This window comes from Culturomica massiliensis (assembly GCF_900091655.1).
In the GTDB taxonomy this organism is placed as follows: domain Bacteria; phylum Bacteroidota; class Bacteroidia; order Bacteroidales; family Marinifilaceae; genus Culturomica; species Culturomica massiliensis.
Genome location: NZ_LT594621.1, coordinates 1,273,689 through 1,290,485 on the forward strand (window position 1 = coordinate 1,273,689; position 16,797 = coordinate 1,290,485).

The window sequence follows — 16,797 nt, forward strand, 5'->3', positions numbered from 1 at the left end:
ACAAAGATAAGCATTTTACCCCTATATCCCGCAGATAACAAAGATTTTCACATAAAGTTTTAGATCGTCCCGGATTTAAAACCCGGAACTAAAAACACCCCACTTCACACCTACCGTCAATACTGTACTTTTGTATTATCCCGACAATAATAAGTCCCTTTTACAAATTTTCCTTTATTCAAAGTTCCGACATAAACATCTCCGTTATTCAAAGCATAAATACCTTCTTTGGGATATCCGTCTTCCCACAAGCCACAAAACAATTCTTTCTCCAATTCCCATTTTCCGACACCCATTCCGTTAGGAATATTCCTTTTTACCCTTCCGTCATACTCAAAACGGGTATCGTAATTCCGAAAAGACTCCCAATCCGCAACGACAGCACCGGTATAATAATATTCGTCTCTTCCATACATATGCGATCGATCGTTGGCAGCATTATACTCATTTATAAAATCAGTAAGAATCTTATCCCGCATACGCCTGTCTTCCTCTTCCACATATTCCCCAAAAGCCGTCACATAGCAATTCATAGCCTCTGTCATACAATACTCCATTCGTTCAGTGCCGTACAAGGACTTGCGCAACCATACATTTCCCAAATAAAACATTGCACTTCCTCTTTGGGCATCTTTCAACAATACAAAAGCCTTATCCATATTCTGGCTGTATCCCCCTTTCCCCATATAAGTCAGTATTCCGGCATAATTTCTAGCCAACCTGTTCCGGGTCGAAAAACCTGCATTGGGATCATAATACTTCCGGACCAGCCGGGCAGCCTCATCATAATCCCTGAAACGGGAATCAAACAAATAAATTTCTATCAATTCACAATCCGCCTCATAAACATATTTTCCTTCCGGTAGTTTTGCCGCTAACTTCAAATACTTCAGTGCTTTGCTCACATCCTGATTCAACCATTCACAACCCGATTTATACTTCTGTCCCAAAAACAAACAGGCCCCAGGCTCATCCCTGACGGCAGCAGCCATAAGTAAAGAAGTATCCCCATCACCCCTTAAAAATAATTTATAATATGCCTTACCACTCCATTCCGGATCGCTTTTCTTCGACAAACGCGTCAAATAACTCACCGCTTTCTCTCCCCTTGCCTTTTGAGCCTTCTCCCACAATACCTCCGGACGATTCATATACCAATATATAATCCCTATAACAATGACCACGGCACCCAACACACCGTATATCATTCTTTTTACATAAACCTTCATAGTACTGCATTAAAAACCAATCGGTTAACCTATTTCATACAATTATCTGCAATTCAAAATTTTAACTTTTTAAAGATAAATATTCAAAATTACAAATCCTAATCCTTATGCTCTTAAATATAATTTTAAATCATCAGACAACTTTCTTTTCCTTACCAACCACACCCTCAATCTAAAATTTACAATTTATCATATATTTGTTATCTTTGTTCCATCAGAGAGGAATACTTATTCTTCGCATAACAGCTATTTATCTCAACCTTAATCACATGGAAACACCAAGAGGTACGACGCCAAGCGGACGCATTGACATCGCAGACATATTACGTGGATTTGCGGTAATGGGAATTATTGTTTTACACAGCATCGAACATTACAACTTCTATTCCTTCCCCGAAGTGACGGGAGAATGGCTGAAATTCACCGATACGGTAATCTGGGAATCCATGTTTTTTACTTTCGGTGGCAAAGCTTATGCCATATTTGCCTTACTTTTCGGATTCAGTTTCTTTATTCAGGAAAACAGGCAAAGAGAAAAAGGAAAAGATTTCAGAGGCCGGTTTGCCTGGCGTCTGGCACTATTGTTCCTCCTGGGCAATCTAAACGCCATGTTCTTCACGGCCGAAATATTGGTTATGTATTCCATGGTTGGCTTTGTCCTGATTGCCGTATGCCGGTGGAGTACCCGCTGGATACTGATTACTGCTACCTTCTTAATGTTACAACCTATAGCCTGTTGGGACGTATTTTCGGCCTTAACCGACCCGGCTTATACAGGAGATAAACAACTGGCCGGTTATTATTTTACACAGGCATTTGCCGTACAGGAAAACGGCACATTCTGGGAAACATTGAAAATGAACTTGTGGGAAGGCCAATTGGCCAGCCTCACATGGGCCTGGGAACACGGCCGTATATTCCAGACGGCCGCACTGTTCATGTTCGGTATGTTAATCGGGCGTACCGGTAAATTCCTATATTCAGAAGAAAATATGAAATTCTGGTTCAGAGCTCTACTCACCGGCATCATCGTCTTTTTCCCATTGACAGGATTAGTCAGCATCCTGCCTGAATTTATCTCAAATACAGCGGTCACGATACCACTGAACCTCATCCTTCAATCCCTGGCCAATCTGGCTTTCATGGTATTTATCATATCAATTCTGATCCTGTTGTTCTACTCCTCTAAAATAGCCCGACTCATGCGCAGACTCATCCCTTACGGCAGAATGAGCCTGACAGACTACATCACTCAATCGATCATGGGTTCCCTGTTGTTCTATGGCTGGGGATTTGCATTACACAAACACATGGGAATTACCGCAAGTTTTTTTATCGGAATCGTATTGTTTCTCCTGCAATACGGCTTTGCCTGTTGGTGGATGAAATCCCATAAAAACGGACCCTTCGAATGGCTTTGGAAAAAAGCCACCTGGATCGGGGGCAAAAAATAACGGCATTACTCCAAAGGCAATTCAGCTGCCAGAAAAGGAGCGGTTATCGAATGTTTACAAACCAGCATCTCTGCAGGTGTACCGCAGAAAAGAAGTTGGCCCCCCATCTGTCCTCCGCCGGGACCTAATTCAATAACATAATCGGCAGCTTTCAGAACATCCAGGTTATGTTCGATTAGAAACACAGAATTGCCTTGCTCCACCATGGTATCAAACAAAGCGATAATATGATGTATATCTTTGACATGCAAACCGTCTGTCGGCTCGTCCAATATAAATATTTTCCCTCTACTTCCCAGATAAGAAGCCAGTTTCATCCGCTGTAACTCACCACCCGATAAAGTTGAAAGCGCCTGGTTCAGATGCAAATACCCCAATCCAACCTGCATCAACGGCAGTAACTTCTTCTCGATAACAGTACCGGCAAAACGGACAGAAGCCTTTCGTACCGTCAAATCCATTACTTCGGCAATTGTGAGTCCGTCCACTTTATACTGTAATGCTTCCGGGGAATAACGCAAACCACCGCAAGCCTCACACACCGTCTCAATAGCATCCATAAAAGCCATATCCGAAACGACAACCCCCTTTCCACCACACACCGCACATCCGCCTTTTCCGTTAAAAGCGAACATACTTATCCCAGCACCACTCTTTTGACCGAAAATTTTGCGAATATCGTCGGCTACACCTAAATAGGTAGCCGGTGTAGAACGCAAACTGACTCCGATATTACGCTGGCTGATATAAACGACCTCCCCCTGCTCCTCAACCGACCGGACCGAAGCTTTACGCGATCCTTCCGGTTCTTCAGTTCCCGAACCTTTGTCCCCGTTACAACTTTCCCTGAAACACTGCATCAGCGAACTTTTTCCGGAACCGGCAACACCGGCAATAACAGCCAGCACTCCCACAGGCAATTTAACCGTTACCTCTTTCAGATTATGCAAACAGGCATTTTCCACCGTCCACCAAGCTGAAGGAACACGAAAATGTTGTTTCAACGGCAATTTTTCTGCTATCATCTGTCCGGTTAAAGTACCGCTTTTCAGTAAACCCTCATAATCTCCTTCATACAGAATATTTCCTCCCTCCACACCCGAACCGGGCCCCATATCCACAATATGATCGGCAATCTGTATCATTTCCTTATGATGCTCGACCAGCAACACGGTATTTCCATGATCCCGCAACTTCCGTACCGATTCTTTCAACAAATGAATATCATGGCTATGCAATCCTACACTGGGTTCATCCAGTACATACAACATATCCGACAAGGCCGAATTTATATACTTGGCAATCTTACAACGTTGTGCCTCTCCTCCGGAAAGCGTTCCCATTCCCCGGTCCAGCGTCAGGTACCCCAAGCCGATTTCCAGCAAAGCCGACAAACGGCCGATCAGCGCCTCCTTCATATCTGCCGCCAAAGGATCGTCGATATGCCGTATCCATTCCAGCACATCCGGAACAGCCATACTCGTGACATCTGCCATATTCTTTCCGCAAATACGACAAGACAGTACTTTATTATTCAACCTCGAGCCTCCGCAATCGGGACATATTCCGGTCGTCGTCATCGGATCGAGTATCGCCCGGTGTAGCTTTCCTTCCTCCGAATTGATACAACTTCGGTACATCCGGGTCATTAACCCTTCATATTTGGCTGTTTTCGGCCATTCTGCCGGAGGATTCTTCAACCGGATCTGCGGTGAATACAAAAACAACTCCAGTTCCTCCGCAGAATAATCCCGTATTTTCTTATTCAAATCGAACAAACCGCTGCATGCGTAACGAATCCACCGCCATTCTCCCGGCTTGAAGGCAACGTAATTGATCACCCCATCCTCATTCAGAGATTTATCGAAATCAACTAATTTATGCACATCCAGTTCCGTTATTGTCCCCAATCCGTCACAACGGGTACACCTGCCTTGAGGATGATTGAAAGAAAACATATCGGAATAACCGACAAAAGGTTTCCCTACCCGGGAAAAAAGCAAGCGAAGCAAAGCATAGATATCCGTATAGGTTCCCACCGTAGAACGGGCATTAGGAGCCGGCTTTTTCTGATCGATCACAATAGCTACCGGCAAATTTTCAATCTTATCCACATGCGGCCGGCCGTACTTCGGCAAATACTGCTGTACAAAGCTAGGGAAAGTCTCATTCAACTCCCGCCGGGATTTGGCGGCAACCGTATCCAAAACCAAAGACGATTTTCCGGAACCGGACACACCGGTAAAAATAGTGATCTGTTTTTTCGGTATCCTCAAAGAAATATGTTTCAGGTTATTCTCACTGGCACCCTCCACAATAATATAATCCTGTGTCATTCCATCCATATTAAAACCTGACAAATATAAGATTTTCCTTATTTCTCCATCCTCCGAACCCACTCAATCTGCATCTGAAAAATACAATTGGCTGCAGAGTAAATATTCTGCAGCCAATCCTTTTCTCACCGAAGCGATACAGGCCGATAGGCCAAAATCGTAAATTTACAAATACATCTTTGCAGCCTGCTCACGAATAGCCTCACTGGTGATATAATCATCGAATTCCATACGCTTATCTATCGTTCCGTTCGGCGTCAATTCAATAATCCGGTTACACACCGTCTGAATAAACTCATGGTCGTGAGAATTCATCAACACAATACCTTTGAACGACATCAGCATATTATTAAATGCCTGAATAGATTCCAGATCCAGATGATTGGCAGGGGAATCCAACACCAATACATTCGCATTCTTCAACATCATCCGGGCAATCATACAACGCATCTTCTCTCCCCCCGACAATACTTTCACATTCTTGTAAATATCTTCCCCCGAAAACAACATCTTCCCCAAAAAACCCCGTAAAAAAGTCTCACTTGTATCGGAAGAAAATTGTCCCAGCCATTCGATCAAAGTCATATCCGTATCGAAATAAGCTGAATTATCCATCGGCAAATAAGCAGTCGTCACCGTAACTCCCCAACTATAACTACCGCTATCGGGCTTTACATTATCGGTTATGATCTCCAGCAAAGCTGTCATAGCCCGCGGATCTTTCGACCAGAATACGATCTTATCCCCCTTCTCCACTGTAAACTCCACATCCTTAAACAACCATTTTCCCTCCACTTGCTTGCTCAAACTGCGTACATCCAGAATCCGGTCCCCGACTTCCCTCTCTGGTGTAAAAATAATCCCCGGATACTTGCGGGTAGAGGGCATAATCTCCTCCACATTCAATTTTTCCAACATCTTTTTACGACTGGTTGTCTGTTTGGATTTCGCCACATTTGCACTGAACCGTTGAATAAATTCCATCAATTCTTTCTTCTTTTCCTCTGCTTTCTTATTCTTAGCCTGAGCCTGACGTAGTGCCAACTGACTGGATTCATACCAGAAACTATAATTACCGGCAAACAACTGCACTTTCCCAAAATCGATATCCACGGTATGGGTACTCACGGCATCCAGAAAATGACGGTCGTGGGACACGACCAATACCGTATTTTCATAATTCGAAAGGTAATTCTCCAGCCACATCACAGTCTCAATATCCAAATCGTTCGTCGGCTCATCCAATAACAAATTATCCGGCTTACCGAACAAAGCCTGCGCCAACAAGACACGCACCTTTTGCTTACCGCTTAAATCCTTCATTAAAGAATAATGCAACTCCTCCTGTATTCCCAATCCACTAAGCAAAGCTGCAGCATCACTTTCGGCATTCCAACCGTCCATTTCGGCAAATCTTTCTTCCAGTTCCGCAGCACGTACACCATCGGCATCTGAAAAATCAGGTTTGGCATATAAAGCATCCTTCTCCTTCATTACATTCCACAAATCCATATATCCTTGCAATACAGTATCCAACACCGTACACTCATTATAAGCATGGTGATCCTGCTTCAATACCGACAAACGTTCTCCGGGACCGAACATCACATTTCCCCGGGTAGGCTCCAACTCTCCGCTTAAAATACGTAATAAAGTAGATTTCCCGGCTCCATTGGCCCCAATCACCCCATAACAATTTCCCGGTGTAAACTTCAAGTTTACATCCTGAAACAAAACACGTTTTCCGAACTGAATTTCTAAATTTGAAACTGCAATCATTCCTATATTCTTTTATGCTGATTATCAATATTTTCCACTTTTATCAAAGCGTCGGCAAAGATACAGTTTTATTTTCAAATTCACAAGCCAGAATATACAATCCCAATTTACCTTTAATCCTTAACACTTCCCAATACATTCAACCGTGCAATAACATTGCGTTTATGCTGCTTACTCACCGGAATCCGATGATCTCCGATGCATAACCGATTTCCGATAAAAGAATCGATATACGTAATATTGACGATATAAGAACGATGCACACGAATAAAAAGACGGACAGGTAAGTGTACTGCTAATTCCCTTAAATTAAAGGATAACAACATTTTTGAACCATCCCTTAAATACAGGCGGCAATAACTTCCCGAAGCTTCAATCCAACGAATAGTATCGAAATCTATACGCTTGAAATAATCGCGATCCTTTACAAAAATAGAATTCATCTGTTCCCTGGCTACCCATAGTTTCAGTTGTTCCGACAAATCCTCATTCGTTCCGCCCTGACAGAAATCCGACAAAGAGGCAACCTCCGGATGTGCGGAATCTTCAAGATAATTCACAATATCTTTATACAAACACTCCGACACAGGAATCAATAACACACCATTCACAGTTTCGACAGATAAATATCTTTCCATAACATTGACATTGATATTTGCACAAAGAAAGGTAGCCATTAAGTAAAAATCACTGAAATTAAATTTACAAACAGCCATATTTGTTTGTATAATATAAATTTCAATTTTTAATTCATATTTTATATATTAATTATCAATGAATAAATTGCTTTTTTTTTAATAAGCAACAATCCATTATGCATAAACACCCCTCATTTTTCCAAAGCAAATAAAATAAATATTAAACAAACAAGCATCGGAATCTTATTTTTAAATAAGAAAATCAGTCATCAATTTGTGTTAAACAGTCAGACGAACCCGAGACTGCTTCAAAGTAAAACGAGCTTTATTTACTGCAAAAATGACGATATTCAGCAGGAGACAATCCAAAATAATCTTTAAAAATCCGGTAAAAACTACGGGCGGAACCGAACCCGGATCTTTCCGCAACGACCTCTATTTTTTCATTTCCTTCCGTTAATATTTTCAAGGCACACTCCAGACGCAAACTATTGATATATTCCGTAAAATTTTGACCCGTACAAAAACGGATCGCATTAGCCAATTGATTTTTATTGGTACACAAACGACTCACCATTTCGTCCCGGGTTAAATTGGGCCGTAAAAATAAACGTTCCATTACAACCAAGCGATCCAAATTTTCAAACAATTCTCTCTCTTTACAATTCACCTGTATTTTATGTTCACCTTTATATAACATACCGATCCGCCTCAGCATCTGACGATAATGAATGCCTTCCTCTATTTTTCCGACCAATATCCGGTTTTTATTTTTCATTCTGTTAGCATATATTCCGACACCAATCAACATAATAATACCTACCGAAACAAAGCCGAATAATCTGCCTATAAATGTTTGTTTTTTCTTTATAATCCCTTCTTGTTCCTGAATTCTTTTTTCTTTTTCCTTAACACTATACAATACGGACATTTCCGTAATCCGGCTACGCTGCTGCCGTTCTTGTAAACTATCCGCCAAAACCAAAGCTCTTTTCAAAAAATGATAAGCCTTCCGGCATTGTCCCAGGTCAGCATAAATCTCCGATAGATTTTCATAACAAACCCTCATATTAATATCTATTGTATCTTTCTTCATCACCTCATACTCCCGTCTCATATCTCTCAAAAAACAAAGGGCTTTCTCATATTGTCCGGCATTCTTCAAATAAGGGAAACCGTATTCCCGCCCTTCCAATGTTGTTGCAAAATGTGTCTTTTCGAACTTTTCAAAATAAGAACCGGCTAACCTACACTTTCCCTCCTTCTGATATAGATAAGCCAGCTTGGCATATAAATATCCCCGCTGCTGGTCAATATACCCTTCCTGTCCACCCAATTCTTCCATCTCGCGTAATAACTTTTCCCGCAATGTTCCGATTTCCAAGGCATAGGAAAAACGACCGTCCGCATCCGCCATAGTCATAATTTCTCCATAAACATACGACAACAACTTTTTTGTACCGGGATTTTTTCCATTCTCCAAGATATTCAAAGCCTTTTTAAAATCCCGGTATGCTTGTTCTTTCCTTCCGATCTGCCACTCGATTTGCCCGATCATAAAATAACAGTCACCGATACTCCATTCATCTCCTGACTTCTCCCCACGTTCCAATAACAATAAACAATATTCCAGTGCATTCTCATAATCCGCCATTCGGTAATAAACATTCACGATTCCATTCAGTACGGTAAAAAAATACGCATCACGCACACGAACGGAATCTGCCTGCAAAGCTTTCTCCCAAAATCTTACAGCCAACTGGTCCAGCCTCATAATTTGATAGATCTGCCCTTGTGCAATGTCTATTCTGAACTCCGGAACCCGCTGAAAATGATTCGATTCTTCCATTCGTCTTAATGAATCGAGCAAAACCAAAGCCATTTGAGGATCCCGATACTTAATTTCCCGGATCTTATACAACAAATCTTTTGTATTTTCTTCGGTAAACCCACAACATATTACCCACAAACAATACAATAAATAAAAACAACGCATTCTTTTTGAAATTTTATTTACAATACAAAAAGTCCGAAGACTTACGCCTTCGGACTCATATACATTCAATATACCAAAATCAGGTGCAATTATTTCATCCCGTACATTTTTTCGTAATACTGCTGGTATTCCCCGCTCGTTACATTATTCAGCCACTCCTGATTCTCCAGATACCACTTCACGGTTTTCTCGATCCCTTCTTCAAACTGTAAGGAAGGTTCCCAGCCCAATTCATTTTTTAATTTCGTCGAATCTATGGCATAGCGTACATCATGTCCCGCCCGGTCGGTTACATGCCTTATCAAATGCAGGGACGTCCCTTCCGGATTTCCCAACAAACGATCCGTAACCCGGATAATCACTTTAATTAAATCGATGTTCTTCCATTCGTTAAATCCGCCGATATTATAGGTATCTCCCACTTTCCCCCGATGAAAAATCAAATCGATTGCCCTCGCATGATCCTCAACGAACAACCAATCCCGTACATTCTCCCCCTTTCCATATACCGGCAACTCTTTATTGTGCCGGATATTGTTGATAAATAAAGGAATTAACTTTTCCGGAAATTGAAAAGAACCGTAATTATTTGAACAATTCGAAATTTTTACAGGCAAACCGTAGGTGTCGTAATACGCCCTTACAAAATGATCCGACGAGGCTTTCGATGCCGAATAAGGGGAATGGGGATCGTATTTGGTCTTTTCCGTAAAAAATCCCCCGTCGGGCTGTAAAGACCCGTACACCTCATCTGTAGATACATGATAAAATAATTTCCCTTCGAATTTACCCTCCCAGGCCAGCTTGGCCGCCTGCAATAAACTCAATGTCCCCATCACATTCGTTTGGGCGAAAGCAAAGGGATCTTTGATCGAACGATCCACATGGCTCTCTGCAGCCAGATGAATAACCCCGTCTACCCCATATTCTGTAAAAACAGACTGCATCATAGAAAAATCGCAAATATCCGCTTTCACAAATACATAATTGGACTTATTCTCCACATCTTTCAAATTCGCCAGATTTCCGGCATAAGTCAGCTTATCCAGATTGATGATCCGATACTCCGGATACTTATTCACCATCAATCTCACCAAATGCGAACCGATAAATCCGGCACCTCCGGTAATCAATATATTTCTCATCAAAATTGAAAATTAAATATCAAACATGCTTATTCTGTTTCCGTTCATCGACTATCGTCGGTTTTCCGGTATCAAATTATACATACAACGAGTCAGTGCTTCCTGCCATTCCGGTATTTCCAGGCTAAAACTTTTCTTTATCTTCGTCTTATCCAAAACAGAATAAGCCGGACGCTTCGCCTTCGTCGGATACTGCTCTGTCGTCAGCGGTTCGACACGACATTCCATACCGCCAGCACTCATAATTTCCCGTGCAAACTCATACCAGGAACATATGCCCTCGTTCGAATAATGGTACACACCCGGCTTCTCCATTACATTATCGTCACTTACAATCGCTACAATCGCCTTTGCCAGATCACCCGCATACGTCGGTGACCCGATTTGATCCGATACCACTCTTAACTCCCCCTTTTCTTTTGCCAAACGTAACATTGTTTTTACAAAATTATTCCCGTCTTCCGAATACAACCAGGCCGTCCGGATGATTACGGACAAACAATGCGAAGCGGCTATCGCTTTTTCTCCGGCTAACTTTGTCCGGCCGTATACACTCTGCGGATTTACCCGGCTTTTTTCCGTATAAGGCTCGGTAGCCGTTCCGTCGAATACATAATCCGTCGATACATGAATCAACAGACAATCTTCATCATAAGCAACCGTTGCTAAATTAGCCACAGCCTCCGTATTGATCAGGGCAGCCTTTTCCGGCTCATCCTCAGCCTTATCGACTGCCGTATAAGCTGCACAATTTATAATAGTATCAATCTCATGCAATTGCACAAACCTCCGGACAGCTTCCTGGTCTGTAATATCCAATTCAGCTAAGTCCGTATAAAAAACATCGTCCAGCATCGTAAAACCGATCCTTTTCAAGGCCGTTCCCAATTGTCCGTTTGCTCCGGTTACTAATATATTTGCCATAATCGTTATTCTTAAAAACTTCCGGTTTCAAAAACCATATTTCTCCCCTTCAATGCCACATCTGTTCCAAACCCGATCCCTCCTTTCCGAATACCCAAGACATGTCAATCCCTCCCAAATTATAAATCTGCAATCAACGGATGTTTCTTATCTTTATCCGATAAAATACGTTCCTGTTCCGGAATCTGCCAATCGATCCCCAGTTCCGGATCATCCACCCGGATTCCCCCTTCATATCCCGGCGCATAATAATTATCACATTTGTACTGGAAAATAACCTCCTCACTCAAAACGGCAAAACCATGAGCAAAACCTCTGGGTATATAAATCTGTCGTTTATTCTCCTCACTCAACTCTACAGCCACATACTTTCCGAAAGTCGGCGACCCTTTTCGAATATCGACATTCACATCCAGAACCTTTCCTTTAACAACCCTCACTAACTTTGCCTGCTCATAGGGAGGCCGCTGAAAATGCAATCCCCGGATAACCCCGTATCGCGATTTTGATTCATTATCCTGAACAAAATTAACTTTTCCCACCTTCTCCTCAAATTCCTGCTGGGAAAAACTTTCGAAAAAATACCCCCGGCCATCTGTAAAAATACGCGGTTCGATAATTACCACACCCGCTATAGCTGTTTCAATAACATTCATAATCTTTCGTTTTAGGAAAAAAGACCCGTTCATCTTCTTCTATTCTGCTTTATTGCGGCAGAAAAATACGTCGGTAACCCAACAAAACGACTTTCTTCCTGTCCAAATCTAATTTCCCGATTCTGCTATCAATTTATAAAGATACTGTCCGTACTGATTTTTTTTCATCGGCTCTGCTATTTCACGAAGTTTACCGGCAGTAATCCAGCCTTTCCGGTAAGCAATTTCTTCCAGACAAGCCACTTTCAATCCCTGGCGCTTCTCAATAACTTCGATAAAAGTAGAGGCCTCCGACAATGAATCGTGCGTCCCCGTATCCAGCCAGGCAAATCCCCTGCCCAACACCTGTACCTTTAACTCATTTTGACTTAAGAAAATCTGATTCACCGTTGTAATTTCCAACTCTCCCCGGGCAGAAGGCTTTATCCGGGAAGCAATATCCACCACCCCATTGGGATAAAAATACAAACCGACCACTGCATAATTCGACTTCGGTTTTTCCGGTTTTTCTTCCACACTCAACACATTGCCGTTTACATCAAACTCCGCAACCCCATATCGCTCCGGATCACTCACATAATAACCGAATACTGTCGCTTTCTGCTCTTTCTCAACTGTATTTACAGCTTCTGCCAGCATCTTCCCGAACGACTGTCCGTAAAAAATATTATCCCCCAATACCAAGCATACCGAATCGTTCCCGATAAACTCCTTGCCAATCAGAAACGCCTGTGCCAATCCTTCCGGATGCGGCTGTACCGCATATTGAAAGGTCACGCCGAAATCCGAACCGTCTCCCAACAAACGCCGAAACCCGGAAATATCTTGCGGAGTCGAAATGATCAGAATATCCCGGATCCCCGCTAACATCAACACCGATATCGGATAATACACCATCGGTTTATCGTATATGGGTAATAATTGCTTCGATACACCTTTTGTAATGGGATATAAACGGGTTCCCGAACCTCCGGCTAATACGATTCCTTTCATACATTAAAACATCAAATTGTTTACAAAGATAGTGCAAGCCGAATGCAGAACCAAACTTATTTGAGCTATGTGAGGCGCAGCTTACTTGAGCAAAGGTAAAAAAAATACTTGAGAATAAGAGCAGATAAGCACAGGAAGGTTGTTAGCACCCGGGGACGGGGGTAAAATGCTAACCTCCTGTTAGCATTTTACCCCCGTCCCCGGGTGCTATTCCGGACAGCAGTCAAGGCAATTCCCGTCGTCCTCCGAGCATTTTCAAGCCGATATGCAAAACGATAAAAAGCAAAGGAAGTGCCAATAAATACAGATGTGTCCCCTCGTCAAGACTAAACAATAATTCATTCGGAGACAGCGCTTCCACCATATACAGAAAAACAATGATAATCTCCGTCACCAAAGTAATAAGGACCGGTATAATGAATGAACAGTAACGCTCAACCAGCATATAAAACGGACTGTACAAATTATACGCAAGTACCGATATAATCAAAGCCAGCACCAACGCAAAGTCCAACAGTAAATAAAATTTCCAGTTATGCTCCGAATAACTGGCCTGCGACAAACGGGCGATATCGCTGCAACATTCCGTATCCGATACCACATCGGAAAAAAAAGAAAACAGATAAAACTGATTATACACCCGGTATAATACAGAAGTCGGATCATTCCGATAGGTATAAACCTCCGGCGTTGCTACAGGCAAACCGTATTCATCGTAAGTTACAAAATGAATCTCATCCGCCAATCCCAGGACACCCGATAAATAATCCAGTTCATTCTTTGCCGAAGGAGAAAAAGTAAATGTAAGCCAGCATTTGTCTCCGGCATAAGGACGCTCCTCATTTCGGCAATAATGATCAATTACCATACTGACCGCACATACAAAACGCATAAAAGCCTTTTTTTCCCGAAAAGAAAAATTCGGTAAATAAAAATGTAACCCTGCGGGCCGCCGGCCGAAATGCCGCTTATTAATCAACCCGTCTTCCGGGTCGAAAACAGTCTTTAAAAAAGTCAGGCGGGCCGAATCACATTTCAGAAAATAATCGAAGGCATCCGCACCATTACAATACACGACTAAATCGACCGGAATATTCTGCCAGGCAGCATCGAATAAAGTCGAATCGTTCCAGGAATTCGTCAACAAAGGCGAACCTGTCAACGGATCCAGCACATACCCCACATAACCGATCCTCTGAAAACGGGCCTGAATGACATCCGGCCGGTACAAATCCTCCACCCACCACGGACAAATAACATCCTTATAAACTTTACCCCGCGTATATTGCCGCAACGAATCCTCCAAACCTGTGCGGGAAAACGTTCCCTCCCGGATGCTTCGCCATTTGTCAAGAGGTTGATAATAATACTGACGATAGGTAGCATAAGCTTTGTCGAACGACCACCCGCTCAGTTGTCCATTCAACTTTCCCGTCCCCAGCATCATCAATACAACTAAAAGGATAATTCCATCATACCTTCCTTTTAAAATTTGCCCCGATAGTCTCATAATTTTCTAAATTTTATCCGATGTTTCCTTCTTTAGCCAGTTCTTTTTTCAAAGCATAATCCAGCATTTCTTTCGATAATTTATCCGTATGCGTCGCCAATAATTGCAAAGCACAACTGCGGATGACATTCGCAATCGATCCCCCGGATAATTCAGCTTTCACGGCACATCCCAACAAAGTATCCCTGTCTTCTTGCAACCAGGTTGCCGGCAACATTTTTTGCCACAACAACTTCCGTGACTCTTCGTCCGGCATCGGGAAATAGACCATCGCCTGAAAACGACGTAAAAAAGCTTCATCCAAATTTGACTTCAGATTGGTAGCCAGGATTACCGTACCCGGAAAATCTTCGATTCGTTGTAACAAAAAAGCCACTTCCTGATTGGCATGCCGGTCGTTTGAAGTCGTTGTAGAAGTCCGTTTACCGAATAGTGCATCCGCCTCGTCAAAAAACAGAATCCAACGACGGTTTTCCGCCATATCGAACACCTGTGCCAGATTCTTTTCCGTCTCCCCGATATATTTCGACACGATCATCGACAAATCTACCCGGTATACATCCATATCATTCCGTTTACCGAGTAATGTTGCCGCCAAAGTCTTTCCCGTACCCGGTGGTCCATAGAACAAAGCCCGGTATCCGGCCTTCAGAAAACGTTCCAGTCCCCATTCCTGCATAATCGTCCGTTGTCCGGTAATCCAGGTATTAATTTCCTCCAATGCCAAAGCCACCCGGTAATCCACCACCATATCCCCCCACTCCAGAACCGTTGTCACCCGCTTGGCCGGAAACTCCATAGTACAATCCGGTTTATATTCTTTCCGGTAAAGTATCCGGCTCAACACCTCCTCCGACACCCGCAACTGCCCGCTCAAAAACGGTTCGCCCCGTCCCTGACCTTCTAAGCGCAATACATTTTCCCGCCAAAACCAATGCTCTTTCCCGAACATCCGCATCACTTCCAAACGCTTTCCCGTATCCTCTCCGCCCAAAACAAAGGCTGCCGTCTCTCCCGTCGGTAAAAAACCTCCGTGCGACATTCCCTTCCAGCCACCGAACTCCGTATAAGGCCGGTCGAAATTCTTATTATTCACGAAAAAAATATCCAAAGCCTGCGGACACAAATGCGGCATCAACGCCAGCATCACCACCGCCTGCTCATCGAATGTCAATCCCCGGCCACACACCTCTTCCAACCCATTCCCTTCCGGCACAGCAATCTCATAAACCGAACTCACCGCACACTCCTGCCGGAAATACAACTGCAAAGCCGCATTCAACACCTCATAAAACCAAGCAATCCATTGTTCCATAAAAATTTCTATCTAATATCAAATCATAAGCCTGCAGCGCCACATACAATATACAGCCCCTGTAATATTTAACTTCATTACCTCACCGCTTGTGCTCCCCTCACATCCGCCTCATGCTCCAGTGCTTCGCTGTCATTCACCGGCATACCGCCGATCTCCGTTGTCGGCTGTACCCGGCCTTCCGCCTGTTGTACCACATGCGTCAGTTCGTGCCCCAACAATTCCTGCCCGGCGGCCGTATCGGGCTTAAACTGGCCCGGAGCGAAATGGATATCCGTTCCCTGCGTATAAGCCAATGCGCCCACTTCGGGCGCCTTGGAGGAATCCGGATGCACCCGCACCGATGAAAAGTCCGTACCGAACGAATCTTCCATCCGCTGTTTTACCGCATCCGGTATACCCGTCCGGTTTTCCGTTTGCCGTTGGGCTGTTTCAAACTTCCCCTGCATCAACTCATCCTCGTCCTGCATCTGAGTGACAAACTTACCTTGCATCAGTTCATCGTCTTCCTCCGCTAATTGAGTAACGAATTTTCCCTGCATAAGCTCCTCATCCTCTTCGGCTAATTGAGTCGTAAACTTACCCTGTAACAGTTCGTCTTCCTCCCCCTCCTGTCGCTGTACGGCAAACTTTCCCTGTAGTAACTCATCTTCGTCTTCACCTTCCCGCTGAATCGTGTCGATCATCTTTGCCTGCAAAGCCGCATCCTGCCGGTTATCGTACATTTGCAAAGCTGCGCCTTCCCGCTTCGGTTGCATCACCCGCGAAGGCATTTCCTGAAATTGTTTTTCTGCGTTCATATTATCCAAATTATTAGTCTTA

Annotated in this window: 12 protein-coding genes and 1 pseudogene; 1 reads left to right on the forward strand and 12 read right to left on the reverse strand. The window is 43.3% G+C overall.

Going from position 1 to position 16,797, the window contains the following annotated elements; all coding sequences use genetic code 11:
- Positions 1-116 precede the first annotated feature (116 nt).
- The gene (locus tag BN8908_RS06575; RefSeq protein WP_021986487.1) at positions 117-1,229 is read right to left on the reverse strand and encodes an SEL1-like repeat protein; all 1,113 of its coding nucleotides are present in this window, start codon (positions 1,227-1,229) and stop codon (positions 117-119) included.
- Positions 1,230-1,498: 269 nt separating this feature from the next.
- On the opposite strand from BN8908_RS06575, the gene BN8908_RS06580 reads away from it, so the two are divergent.
- Positions 1,499-2,683: a DUF418 domain-containing protein gene (locus BN8908_RS06580; RefSeq protein WP_068689789.1), complete on the forward strand. Its 1,185-nt coding sequence runs from the start codon at positions 1,499-1,501 to the stop codon at positions 2,681-2,683.
- Positions 2,684-2,688: 5 nt separating this feature from the next.
- On the opposite strand, the gene BN8908_RS06585 is transcribed toward BN8908_RS06580, so the two are convergent.
- The 11 genes and pseudogenes from BN8908_RS06585 to BN8908_RS06635 form a co-directional block, all read right to left on the reverse strand.
- Positions 2,689-5,028 (reverse strand): ATP-binding cassette domain-containing protein, encoded by a 2,340-nt coding sequence (locus BN8908_RS06585; protein ID WP_082989230.1) that lies wholly within the window; start codon positions 5,026-5,028, stop codon positions 2,689-2,691.
- A 156-nt stretch (positions 5,029-5,184) separates the two neighbouring features.
- Positions 5,185-6,801: pseudogene (locus BN8908_RS06590) on the reverse strand (ABC-F family ATP-binding cassette domain-containing protein); the annotation flags it as partial.
- Positions 6,802-6,911: 110 nt separating this feature from the next.
- Positions 6,912-7,436, reverse strand: a complete 525-nt coding sequence (locus tag BN8908_RS06595) for a LytR/AlgR family response regulator transcription factor (RefSeq protein ID WP_161945858.1) — start codon at positions 7,434-7,436, stop codon at positions 6,912-6,914.
- A gap of 325 nt (positions 7,437-7,761) precedes the next feature.
- Positions 7,762-9,432 (reverse strand): helix-turn-helix domain-containing protein, encoded by a 1,671-nt coding sequence (locus BN8908_RS06600; protein WP_068689792.1) that lies wholly within the window; start codon positions 9,430-9,432, stop codon positions 7,762-7,764.
- A gap of 89 nt (positions 9,433-9,521) precedes the next feature.
- Positions 9,522-10,577 (reverse strand): dTDP-glucose 4,6-dehydratase, encoded by a 1,056-nt coding sequence (gene rfbB / locus BN8908_RS06605; protein ID WP_068689794.1) that lies wholly within the window; start codon positions 10,575-10,577, stop codon positions 9,522-9,524.
- A gap of 51 nt (positions 10,578-10,628) precedes the next feature.
- Positions 10,629-11,501: a dTDP-4-dehydrorhamnose reductase gene (gene rfbD, locus BN8908_RS06610; protein ID WP_021986494.1), complete on the reverse strand. Its 873-nt coding sequence runs from the start codon at positions 11,499-11,501 to the stop codon at positions 10,629-10,631.
- A 119-nt stretch (positions 11,502-11,620) separates the two neighbouring features.
- Positions 11,621-12,157, reverse strand: coding sequence for a dTDP-4-dehydrorhamnose 3,5-epimerase (rfbC, locus tag BN8908_RS06615; RefSeq protein ID WP_068689797.1), 537 nt, complete (start codon positions 12,155-12,157; stop codon positions 11,621-11,623).
- Positions 12,158-12,265: 108 nt separating this feature from the next.
- Entirely contained in the window at positions 12,266-13,150 is an 885-nt protein-coding gene (rfbA, locus tag BN8908_RS06620) for a glucose-1-phosphate thymidylyltransferase RfbA (RefSeq protein ID WP_068689799.1), read from the reverse strand.
- A gap of 223 nt (positions 13,151-13,373) precedes the next feature.
- Positions 13,374-14,660 carry a hypothetical protein gene (locus BN8908_RS06625; protein ID WP_068689801.1) on the reverse strand — a complete coding sequence of 429 codons (1,287 nt, stop codon included), beginning with the start codon at positions 14,658-14,660 and terminating at the stop codon, positions 13,374-13,376.
- Between the two features lie 13 nt (positions 14,661-14,673).
- Positions 14,674-15,975: an ATP-binding protein gene (locus BN8908_RS06630; protein ID WP_068689803.1), complete on the reverse strand. Its 1,302-nt coding sequence runs from the start codon at positions 15,973-15,975 to the stop codon at positions 14,674-14,676.
- A gap of 77 nt (positions 15,976-16,052) precedes the next feature.
- Positions 16,053-16,775 (reverse strand): eCIS core domain-containing protein, encoded by a 723-nt coding sequence (locus BN8908_RS06635; protein WP_068689805.1) that lies wholly within the window; start codon positions 16,773-16,775, stop codon positions 16,053-16,055.
- Positions 16,776-16,797 lie beyond the last annotated feature (22 nt).

Bases quoted from the DNA above. Each gene is read 5' to 3' on its own strand.
- BN8908_RS06575 (WP_021986487.1), bottom strand. From the start codon at position 1,229: ATGAAGGTTTATGTAAAAAGAATGATATACGGTGTGTTGGGTGCCGTG.
- BN8908_RS06580 (WP_068689789.1), top strand. From the start codon at position 1,499: ATGGAAACACCAAGAGGTACGACGCCAAGCGGACGCATTGACATCGCA.
- BN8908_RS06585 (WP_082989230.1), bottom strand. From the start codon at position 5,028: ATGGATGGAATGACACAGGATTATATTATTGTGGAGGGTGCCAGTGAG.
- BN8908_RS06595 (WP_161945858.1), bottom strand. From the start codon at position 7,436: ATGGAAAGATATTTATCTGTCGAAACTGTGAATGGTGTGTTATTGATT.
- BN8908_RS06600 (WP_068689792.1), bottom strand. From the start codon at position 9,432: ATGCGTTGTTTTTATTTATTGTATTGTTTGTGGGTAATATGTTGTGGG.
- rfbB (WP_068689794.1), bottom strand. From the start codon at position 10,577: ATGAGAAATATATTGATTACCGGAGGTGCCGGATTTATCGGTTCGCAT.
- rfbD (WP_021986494.1), bottom strand. From the start codon at position 11,501: ATGGCAAATATATTAGTAACCGGAGCAAACGGACAATTGGGAACGGCC.
- rfbC (WP_068689797.1), bottom strand. From the start codon at position 12,157: ATGAATGTTATTGAAACAGCTATAGCGGGTGTGGTAATTATCGAACCG.
- rfbA (WP_068689799.1), bottom strand. From the start codon at position 13,150: ATGAAAGGAATCGTATTAGCCGGAGGTTCGGGAACCCGTTTATATCCC.
- BN8908_RS06625 (WP_068689801.1), bottom strand. From the start codon at position 14,660: ATGAGACTATCGGGGCAAATTTTAAAAGGAAGGTATGATGGAATTATC.
- BN8908_RS06630 (WP_068689803.1), bottom strand. From the start codon at position 15,975: ATGGAACAATGGATTGCTTGGTTTTATGAGGTGTTGAATGCGGCTTTG.
- BN8908_RS06635 (WP_068689805.1), bottom strand. From the start codon at position 16,775: ATGAACGCAGAAAAACAATTTCAGGAAATGCCTTCGCGGGTGATGCAA.